Below are 3,412 nucleotides of genomic sequence, written 5' to 3' on the forward strand. Positions count from 1 at the left end.
CGCGAGCAAGCCCGCTCCCACAGTGGATCTTCAGTGGACACAGATTTTGTATCCGGCTCAGATCTACTGTGGGAGCGGGCTTGCTCGCGAAGGCGGCCGAACAGGTGTTGCGACATCAGCGGTCGATCAGAACTTGTCCAACGTCCGCGGATTACGCTCGCGCTCCACTGCCTTGGGCTTGTAGGCGCAATACCCCGGCCTTGGCCCGACCCGCGGATGGTTGCGGCAGGTGTCCGGGCGCTTCTCATAAATGGTGCACAACCGGCTCTTGCGATCCAGATACAGGCAATCGTTGTTGCTCATGCGCTGGAGCGTGAAGATTTCGGATTTCTGGTTATAGCGCTCGACGATCCCTTCCTTTTGCAGGCGCTTGGCGATGTTTTTCGGCGGGTCGCCCAGTTCGAATTCATCGACGATACCGATCCGGATCAGGTCCTTGATCTTGACCTCCACCGGCAGTGTGCAGCAGCTCGACACGCAGGAACCGCACATTGGCGCGGAATACTTGGCCCAGGTATCGATTCGGTCGATCTCCGCGGCGGCGATCAGGTTGGGCTTCATCATCAAGGTTTACCAGCATGCATCAGGGCGCGCGATCATACCGGGACTGGTGAAATTTTGAACGACCATCTGCCGGTTTTTTTTATGCCCGGCAAAAACACTGGCTGGATAGGCACGGCCCCTGCATTCATTCGCTCATATGGCAATTCCCTGGCGGCGATTCTCCGTCACCCTGGAAAAACCAACGAACCTGCGCCTGCAGTGCCTGTCAGACCGTCTAGGCTCAGACAATTTCATGCTCGTTCGAGGTCTCATCAATGACTCAAGAACCACTTGTTCGCGAAGCCGAAGTGGCTGCATTTCGCGATGCCGTGTTGACCAAACTCACTTACGCCGTCGGCAAGGACCCGGATCATGCGTTTGATCACGACTGGTTCGAAGCCATTGCCCTGGCCGCCCGCGACCATATGGTCGAACACTGGATGGACCACACGCGGCAGATCTACCGCAAGGGCCAGAAGCGCGTCTATTACCTCTCCCTGGAGTTTCTCATCGGCCGCTTGCTCTATGACAGCCTGAGCAACCTCGGTCTGCTGGACACTGCGCGCGAAGCCCTGACCGAACTGGGCGTGGATCTGGAGCGCATTCGCCTGCTCGAACCCGATGCGGCGTTGGGCAACGGCGGCCTTGGCCGGTTGGCGGCATGTTTCATGGAAAGCATGTCCACCTTGGGCATTGCCGGCCATGGCTACGGTATTCGTTACGAGCACGGGCTATTTCGCCAGGCGATCGTCGATGGCTGGCAGCAGGAGCAAACCGAACACTGGCTGGATTTCGGCAACCCTTGGGAGTTCGAGCGGCCTGAAGTGGTCTACCCGATCGGCTTCGGCGGCAGCGTCGAGACCGTGACCGACGCCTCCGGCAATACCAAGCAAGTCTGGTCTCCGGGCGAAACCGTGCGAGCCATCGCTTATGACACGCCCGTGGTGGGTTGGCGCGGTGCCAGCGTCAACACCCTGCGTCTGTGGCGCGCCCGTGCCGTGGAAGATTTGCATCTGGAACGCTTCAACGCCGGCGACCATTTGGGTGCCGTGGCGGAAGTGGCCCGGGCCGAAAGTATCTCCCGCGTACTGTACCCGGCCGACAGCACCGAGGCGGGCCAGGAGCTGCGCCTGCGCCAGGAGTATTTCTTCGTCGCCGCTTCGCTGCAGGATTTGCTGCGCCGTCATCGCAATATGCATACCTCGGTGTTGACCTTGGGTGATCACGCGGCGATCCAGCTCAACGATACGCACCCGTCGATTGCCGTGGCCGAATTGATGCGCCAATTGGTGGACGTCTATGACGTGGCCTGGGACGCCGCCTGGCAGATCACCCAGGACACGCTCTCCTACACCAACCACACACTGCTGCCCGAAGCCCTGGAAACCTGGCCGGTGGGGCTGATGGAGCGCATGTTGCCCCGGCACATGCAGATCATTTACCTGATCAACGCCCAGCACATCGATGCGCTGCGGTCCAAGGGTGTGCACGATTTCGACGTCCTGCGTGCAGTGTCACTGATCGAAGAAGACAACGGCCGTCGGGTGCGCATGGGCAACCTCGCGTTCCTCGGCTCCCACAGCGTCAATGGTGTGTCCGGGTTGCACACACAACTGATGCGCAGCACGGTGTTCTCCGAACTGCACAAGCTTTACCCCGAGCGGATCAACAACAAAACCAACGGCATCACGTTCCGCCGCTGGCTGTTTCAGGCTAACGCTGAACTGACCTCGATGATGGTCGATGCCCTGGGCCCGAGTGTGCTCGACAACCCCGAGGAACGCCTGATCGAGCTGGAGCCGTTCGCGGATCAACCGGCGTTTCGCAAACAGTTCGCCGAACAGCGCCTGCACAGCAAAAAGGCCTTGGCGCACCTGATCCACGAGCGGTTGGGTGTGGCCGTGAACCCGGCGGCGATGTTCGACGTGCAGGTCAAACGGATCCATGAATACAAGCGCCAGTTGCTTAACCTGATGCACACGGTGGCGCTGTACCAGGCGATCCGCGCCGAACCGGAAGTGGACTGGGTGCCACGGGTGAAAATCTTCGCTGGCAAGGCCGCCGCCAGTTATCACCAGGCCAAGTTGATCATCAAGCTGACCAACGATATCGCTCGTGTGGTGAACAACGACCCGACCGTGCGTGGCCTGCTCAAAGTGGTGTTCCTGCCCAACTACAACGTCAGCCTGGCTGAGAGCATCATCCCGGCGGCGGACCTTTCCGAGCAGATTTCCACGGCCGGTTTTGAAGCGTCAGGCACCAGTAACATGAAGTTCGGTCTTAATGGTGCGCTGACCATCGGCACCATGGACGGCGCCAACGTGGAGATGCATGAGCGCGTGGGCGGTGAGCACATGTTCATCTTCGGCCTGACGGCCGAGCAGGTGGAGGCCCGCAAGCAGAACGGCGAGTTCAGCGCCGCGCCGGACATTGCCGCGTCCCATCGCCTCAACGACGTGTTGCAGGCCATTCGCGGCGGGGTGTTCTCGCCGGACGATCCGATGCGTTACACCGGGCTTGTCGATTCGCTGGTGGATTACGATCGCTTTCTGGTCTGCGCCGACTTCGACTCTTACTGGGATGCCCAGGCCAGGGTCGAAGAGCGTTGGCACGACGCTCAGCACTGGTGGCGTTCGGCGGTGCTCAATACCGCGCGCATGGGCTGGTTTTCCTCCGACCGGACTATCCGCGAATACGCCACCGACATCTGGAAAGCCTTGGAGTAGCCGTTGCAGGAAATGTGAGCGAAGCCCAACGGTGGTTGGGCTTGGTCGATATACTAAGCGTCAGTTTCGCCGGGCTGTGTGACCGGGTTCAGTCATTGGAGCACCTGTAACCTCATGTGGGAGCGGGCTTGCTCGCGAAGGCG

The 3,412-nt window shown here is 60.2% G+C and carries 2 protein-coding genes; one reads left to right on the forward strand and one right to left on the reverse strand.

Annotation, left to right across the window (positions count from 1 at the left end; all coding sequences use genetic code 11):
• Positions 1 to 126: 126 nt before the first annotated feature.
• Positions 127 to 564 (reverse strand): YkgJ family cysteine cluster protein, encoded by a 438-nt coding sequence (locus tag HU811_RS25965; RefSeq protein WP_092401440.1) that lies wholly within the window; start codon positions 562 to 564, stop codon positions 127 to 129.
• A gap of 254 nt (positions 565 to 818) precedes the next feature.
• Between HU811_RS25965 and HU811_RS25970 the strand changes: the two genes are divergently transcribed.
• Positions 819 to 3,269 carry a glycogen/starch/alpha-glucan phosphorylase gene (locus HU811_RS25970; RefSeq protein ID WP_092401443.1) on the forward strand — a complete coding sequence of 817 codons (2,451 nt, stop codon included), beginning with the start codon at positions 819 to 821 and terminating at the stop codon, positions 3,267 to 3,269.
• Positions 3,270 to 3,412 lie beyond the last annotated feature (143 nt).

The organism is Pseudomonas tehranensis (assembly GCF_014268615.1).
Lineage (GTDB): Bacteria > Pseudomonadota > Gammaproteobacteria > Pseudomonadales > Pseudomonadaceae > Aquipseudomonas > Aquipseudomonas tehranensis.